At 34.8% G+C, this 6,457-nt stretch carries 7 protein-coding genes; all 7 read left to right on the top strand.

All coding sequences use genetic code 11. The annotated features are described in order from the left end of the window. Positions 1-210 precede the first annotated feature (210 nt). Entirely contained in the window at positions 211-771 is a 561-nt protein-coding gene (gene efp / locus NE544_RS11470) for an elongation factor P (protein WP_117924819.1), read from the top strand. Between the two features lie 66 nt (positions 772-837). After that, complete coding sequence (locus NE544_RS11465) at positions 838-1,602, top strand: hypothetical protein (RefSeq protein ID WP_118116018.1); 765 nt, start codon at positions 838-840, stop codon at positions 1,600-1,602. Positions 1,603-1,613: 11 nt separating this feature from the next. After that, complete coding sequence (gene cmk / locus NE544_RS11460; protein ID WP_256269429.1) at positions 1,614-2,264, top strand: (d)CMP kinase; 651 nt, start codon at positions 1,614-1,616, stop codon at positions 2,262-2,264. Between the two features lie 20 nt (positions 2,265-2,284). Continuing rightward, the gene (gene der / locus NE544_RS11455) at positions 2,285-3,592 is read left to right on the top strand and encodes a ribosome biogenesis GTPase Der (RefSeq protein WP_117924825.1); all 1,308 of its coding nucleotides are present in this window, start codon (positions 2,285-2,287) and stop codon (positions 3,590-3,592) included. Between the two features lie 13 nt (positions 3,593-3,605). After that, positions 3,606-4,601: an NAD(P)H-dependent glycerol-3-phosphate dehydrogenase gene (locus NE544_RS11450; protein WP_256269428.1), complete on the top strand. Its 996-nt coding sequence runs from the start codon at positions 3,606-3,608 to the stop codon at positions 4,599-4,601. Position 4,602: 1 nt separating this feature from the next. After that, positions 4,603-4,890 (top strand): HU family DNA-binding protein, encoded by a 288-nt coding sequence (locus NE544_RS11445; RefSeq protein WP_117924828.1) that lies wholly within the window; start codon positions 4,603-4,605, stop codon positions 4,888-4,890. Between the two features lie 38 nt (positions 4,891-4,928). Then, positions 4,929-6,299, top strand: a complete 1,371-nt coding sequence (locus NE544_RS11440) for an LTA synthase family protein (protein ID WP_256269427.1) — start codon at positions 4,929-4,931, stop codon at positions 6,297-6,299. Positions 6,300-6,457 lie beyond the last annotated feature (158 nt).

Below are 6,457 nucleotides of genomic sequence, written 5' to 3'. Positions count from 1 at the left end.
ACTTTTTCTCAGAATAGCCTCTAAACATTCATGGTGCAAACCTCTAAAGACGGGTGTATATATCCTTCCTTAAAACACATAAGAAATTACTTTATCGATCCTTTCGATGAGAGAAAGCACTTCGGTGCTTTTTTTCTTTTTCTTGACAATTTTTTTGCGTGATATAAAATAATTTAGGTTATACATACAATTTAAAAGGAGTTAATAAACATGATTAGTTCAAATGATTTAAAACCAGGTCTTACAATTTTAGTGGATGGCGAAATCTATACGGTTTTAGAAGCGTCACAAAATAAAACAGCTCGTAGTGCCATGGTTGTTAAGGCGAAAGTTCGTAATGTTCGTACTGGAAGTAATGTTGAATTGTCTTGGGGTGGTGGCGAAAAGGTTGAACCAGCTCAGATTGAAAAAAGAGAAATGCAGTATTTATATGATACAGATGAAGCTATGGTATTTATGGATAATGAAACATATGACCAGGTTGAAATTCCTATGGATCGTTTAAAATGGGAAAGAAACTTTATAGTTCCAAATTCAAACGTAAATATTTCTAGCTATGAAGGTGAAATCTTAGGTGTTATTTTACCAGATAAGGCAACATTGAAAGTTGTTGAATGCGAACAGGCGGTAAAGGGAGACACAGCAACAAGTGCTAGTAAAAATGCGGTATTAGAAACTGGATTAGAAGTAAAAGTTCCTTTATTCATCAACCAAGATGAAATGATCGTTGTCAACACAAACGACGGAAAATATTCAGGACGTGCAAAATAGGCAATCGCCTATTTTTCTTTTTTTGCGAGATAGTGTATAATAGTAAGGAATGTTTAGGAGGTACTTATGACTCAACTTTCAAGAAAACAAAAGTATCAAGAACTTAGAGATCGTTTAGATGAAGAAACAACTGCTGCTCAAGCACAGCCAGTGAAACTACAAAGATTATCGCGTGTAGATAGTGGCTCACATGCCAACAAACCATTGTATCCACATGATACAGTGCGTGTTTCGCCTACTGTAAAAGAAATGCCTACATCTCCAGTGATGGAAGATCTGCTTGGAGAAGTGAAGCAATATAATATTGATAATGGTAACCGTATCACAGATGATACACAGATCAATATTTTAAAACAGTTAGACACAACAAGTAGTGATACAATGAAGAGAAATCAACATGTGATTCCTATGGATACAGATGATGAAGATTTAGGTTCAACAATGAAGATTTCAAAACCAAGACAGACAATCACTCGTCAAGAACCTAAAGAAGAAAAAATCGTTCTTACAAGTCAGGATGTAGAGGATGTTAAAAAGCCAGTGGATGATGAATTGGATTTGATGTATCTTTCTCATGATGATTTTGATAAAACGGAAGAACAGCCTAAAAAGGATAAGAAGAAAAAGGCAAAGCGCAAAAAAGAAAAGCGTGATGAACTTGAATCTATGCCTAGCGCAAAAATGCGTATGAAAACTTCTGATTTTGAAAAGGCTAGCAGCCATAAAGAAAAGAAGAGTTCAGAAATCGTATTGAATGTCGTTTTAGCTATATTGATTTTAGCTTTGGTTGCGATCATAGGCTATTTAGTATGGACATTTAAGAATATTTAATGAGGATGGACATGAAAAAAATTAATATTGCGATTGATGGCCCTAGTGGGGTCGGTAAAAGTACGATTGCGGATATTGTTGCAGAAAAGTTAAATATGCGCCATTTAGATACAGGTGCTATGTATCGTTGTGTGGCGTATAAAACATTAAAAGATGGAGTCAATATTCAAGATGAAAAGGCAATGTCGGATTTGATGGACACAATTGATATTCATTTTGATGAAGATAACCATGTATATTTAGATGGGGAAGATGTATCTAAAGAAATTCGTATGAATAATGTATCTATGCAGGCTAGTAAAACAAGTCAGCTTGGTATTGTACGTAAAAAATTAGTGAATCTTCAACAAAAAGTATGTGCCAATAAAGGTTTTATTGTAGATGGTAGAGACATTTGTTCTGTTGTTTTACCAGATGCAGAAGTAAAAATCTTTATGAGTGCATCGAGTAAGGCTAGAGCCCAAAGAAGATATGATGAATATATTTCAAAGGGAATCGATGCTGATTATGAAACGATCTATCAGGATATTGTCGCCCGAGACTATCAGGATATGCATCGTGAAATTTCGCCTTTAGTAAAAACAGAAGATGCGATTGAAATTGATACTTCCGATTTAACAATTGATGAAGTCGTTTCAAGAGTATTAGATATAGTTGGATAATGTAGAAAGGGGACCACAATATGATTCGAGGTACTGTGGCCATCGTAGGTCGGCCAAACGTCGGAAAATCAACGATATTCAATCGATTGATTGGACAAAGAAAGAGCATTGTAGATGATACACCCGGAGTAACAAGAGATAGAATTTATGGTGAAGTGGAATGGCTGACACAAACTTTTCGCTTGATCGATACGGGTGGTATTCAAATTGAGGACCAGGCATTTGCCCAGGAAATCAATATGCAGGTAGATATTGCGATTGAAGAAGCGGATGTCATTATTTTCTTAACTTCTGCCAAAGAAGGAGTAATGACAGACGATACAATTATCGCAAGAAAGCTGCAAAAGTGTAAAAAGCCAGTTATTTTAGCTTGCAACAAAGTGGACAATCCAGAAATGCAGATGAATGTATATGAATTCTATGCGTTAGGTCTAGGGGATCCTATTGCGATTAGTGGGGCACATGGCATTGGACTTGGCGACTTGTTGGATGTCGTGATGGAAAAACTTCCAGAAAAAGATATTGCTCCATATGAAGGAATTACTTCATTCTGTTGTATTGGTCGTCCTAATGTTGGAAAATCAAGTTTAGTTAATTCCATCTTAAAAGAAGATCGTGTTATAGTATCCAATGTAGAAGGTACTACGCGTGATGCGATTGATACGCCATTCTTTGTCGATGATAAAGAATATATGATTATTGATACGGCAGGTATTCGTAAAAAAGGTAAAATCTATGAGAATATTGAAAAATATTCGATCTTACGTGCTTTAAGTGCAATTGATCGTAGTAATGTCGTGTTATTCTTGATTGATGGTGAAAAGGGTATTCGTGATCAAGATAAGCATGTGGCTGGTCTTGCGCATGATGCTGGTAAAGGTGTTATCATTGTCTACAATAAGTGGGATACAGTTGAAAAAGATGAGAAGACCATGTCAAAGATTGAAAAGGAAATTCGTGCTCAATTCTTGTATTTGAATTATGCACCAATTGCGTTTACTTCTGCACTTACAGGAAGTAAAGTGAATCAATTGATTCCTTTGATTGATCAAGTGCATGATGCATGTACATTGCGTATTCCAACCAATGTATTAAATGATGTTATTTTGGATGCACAGATGATGAATCCGGCAAAACCTCACTTGGGAAAACAATTAAAGATTTATTATGCGAGCCAAGTTGCGGTTGAGCCACCGACAATTGTCTTATTTGTCAATGATCCAGAATTATTGCATTTTAGTTATGCTCGTTATATTGAAAATAAATTAAGAGAAGCATTTGGCTTTACGGGAACTCCAATTAAGATTTTGGCTCGTAAACGTTCATAGTAAGGAGTTAAATATGCGTACAGTTGTGATTGGTAGTGGAAGCTGGGGAACAGCTTTAGCTCAAGTATTACAAGATAATCATCAAGAAGTTTTAGTGTATGGTGTTGCAGAAGCTGAAGTTAATGATATTAATGAAAATCATAAAAACTCAAAGTATTTTGGAGATGTTGAATTAAATCCAGAATTAAAGGCAACAACAGATATTCAATGTGTCAAAGGAGCCGATATTGTATTGTTGGCAGTACCAACAATCGCAATTGATCCAATTTGTCACCAAATCAATGATTTATTAGATAAAAAGACAATTATTATCAATGTTTCTAAGGGATTCCACCCAGAAACAAATGAAAGAATGTCTGAAGTTATTCGTCGTTGTATTGATGAAGATAAATTAAGTTCAGTCGTAAGTTTAATTGGTCCAAGTCATGCCGAAGAAGTTGTCATTCGTTTATTAACTACAATTGATGCGATCAGTTTAAACAACGAGGATGCCATAACCGTTCAAAACTTATTCTCAAATCAATACCTACGTATTTATACAGGAAATGATGAGATTGGTTCTGAACTTGGTGTAGCCATTAAAAACGTTATGGCTATCGCATCCGGTATCTTATCTGGTTTAGGCTATCAAGATAATACGCGTGCAGCTTTGATTACGCGTGGTTTGCAGGAAATGATTCGTTATGGTGTTCATTTTGGTGGGCAACAAAAAACATTCATGGGTCTAACTGGAATTGGCGACTTGATTGTAACTTGTACGAGTGTACATTCTCGTAACTTTGAAGCGGGTTACCAAATTGGAAAAGAGAATTCGGTTGAAAACTTCTTTAAGAACAACACAAAAACGGTAGAAGGTGTTCGTACCGCAAAAATCGTTCATCGTGTTGCGAAAGAAAATGGTATTGATATGCCAATTTGTGAAGAAGTTTACCAAATTTTATTCAATGGAAAACTTCCAAATGATTGTGCACAAGATTTAATGATTAGAGATTTAAAGAAGGAATTTTAATATGGGAAAGTATGTAAATAAAGAGTCTTTAACACAGGCTTTATCAATCAATTTAAATTTGTCTAAAAAAGACGCAGCGTTTGCGGTAGACTTAATTTTTAATGAAATGAGTGATGCCTTGGCAAGTGATGGTCATGTAGATATCACAGCTTTTGGTAAGTTTGAAATTTTTGATCGTAAATCAAGAATGGGAATCAATCCTGTCACAAAAGAAAGAATGATGATTCCGGCTACAAAACTTCCAAAGTTTCGTCCAAGTCAGACTTTAAAGAATAAGTGCAACAAATAGGTCATATGACCTATTTTTGTCTTTAGAAAGGATGGATCATGAGCTTATTTATTGTGACATTAGGCTTTACATTAGCTATTTCAAGTAAGTGGGCCTATTCTTATTTTGGTTTATCGAGTTTTGAACAAATTGTATACCACATTAAAGTTCCTTTGGAAGGTACCAATACGCAATTTATTTTTGGATGGATGAAAAAATGTTTACTTCCTGGTTTTATTTTTGGTCTCATTTTTAGTTGGATTCCTATAAATATAGCCAAACTTATTCTTTTACTTTGTTGTATATATGGTCTTTGTCAAATTCATTTCTTTTCATATGTTTTTAACCAATTTAAGAAGACGGATTTCTTTGATAAATACTACGTTGAATCTGAAGTTATTTCACCTGAAAAGAAGATGAATTTTATTCATATCTATCTAGAATCGATGGAAACAACATATGCCACAAAAGAAGATGGAGGCAATGCAGATGAAAATTTATTGCCTTATCTGACACAGCTTACAAAAAACTCCGTTTCTTTTTCACAAAATGAGAAAATTGGTGGAGCTAGAGTCTTAACTGGAACGGGTTGGACAACGGGAGGTATTGTTGCGAGTACGTCGGGTCTTCCTTTAATTTTTAGTTTAAAACATAAATTTTGTAAGGACAAAGTTCCATTTATGCCTAATGTAAATACCCTTGGAGATATTCTAGAAAAAGATGGATATACTCGTGTCTTTATGATTGGCTCGGATGCGACATTTGGTGGAAGAAGAAGCTATTTTGATCAACATGGTCATTATGATATTCAAGATACAGTTTCTTTAAAGGAAGAAGGGGTTCTAGATAAGGATTATCATGAATTCTGGGGGTTTGAGGATGATAAATTATTTGAATTTGCGAAAGAGAAAATCTTAAGTTTATCAAAATCATCCAAACCATTCGACTTTGAAATGTTGACGGTAGATACACATCATCCCTATGGGTATCAATCAAAAAATTGTAAGAATGTATTCAAAGAATCCTTATCGAATTCGATTTATCATACAGATGAAAATCTAAAAGATTTTATGGAATGGTTAAAGAAACAAGATTTCTATAAAGATACTGTTATAGTCATTCAGGGTGATCATACAAGTATGGCAGCTGAATATATTCATGATACATATTCCTCAAATTATGATCGTCGAGTGTGGAATGCGTTTATTCATTCTAGAGTGGAACCTAAAAAAGAAAAAAAACGTGACTTTACGACCATGGATTTTTATCCTACAATATTAGCAGCTTTAGGATACAAGATTAAAGGCGATAAGCTTGGTTTAGGGACCAATCTATTTGGTGATAAACCAACACTTACAGAAGAGATCGATGCAAATCGAGTTGATAAAGAGATAAAAAGAAATTCAACTTTCTATAGGAGGCTCATGTGAGAAAAAGATTACGCAGTTTCATTATTATATTAGTTGTGGCGTTCATCGTTTTTTCGATGATGGTCACGACCTTCATGCAGATGCTTCGATTCTAACATTCCTTGGCGCAATAAATTTGGATGGGGTTATGTGAATTTGCTCTCCAAGAATTTAAGGGG

Origin of the sequence: Holdemanella sp. MSK.7.32, from assembly GCF_024460475.1 — a bacterium.
Lineage (GTDB): Bacteria > Bacillota_I > Bacilli_A > Erysipelotrichales > Erysipelotrichaceae > Holdemanella.
This window is presented reverse-complemented; position numbering and strand designations above follow the sequence as displayed.

What these genes read in the sequence shown, in the direction of transcription:
- NE544_RS11465 (WP_118116018.1), top strand. Translation starts at nt 838, where the DNA reads ATGACTCAACTTTCAAGAAAACAAAAGTATCAAGAACTTAGAGATCGT.
- NE544_RS11450 (WP_256269428.1), top strand. Translation starts at nt 3,606, where the DNA reads ATGCGTACAGTTGTGATTGGTAGTGGAAGCTGGGGAACAGCTTTAGCT.
- NE544_RS11445 (WP_117924828.1), top strand. Translation starts at nt 4,603, where the DNA reads ATGGGAAAGTATGTAAATAAAGAGTCTTTAACACAGGCTTTATCAATC.
- cmk (WP_256269429.1), top strand. Translation starts at nt 1,614, where the DNA reads ATGAAAAAAATTAATATTGCGATTGATGGCCCTAGTGGGGTCGGTAAA.
- efp (WP_117924819.1), top strand. Translation starts at nt 211, where the DNA reads ATGATTAGTTCAAATGATTTAAAACCAGGTCTTACAATTTTAGTGGAT.
- NE544_RS11440 (WP_256269427.1), top strand. Translation starts at nt 4,929, where the DNA reads ATGAGCTTATTTATTGTGACATTAGGCTTTACATTAGCTATTTCAAGT.
- der (WP_117924825.1), top strand. Translation starts at nt 2,285, where the DNA reads ATGATTCGAGGTACTGTGGCCATCGTAGGTCGGCCAAACGTCGGAAAA.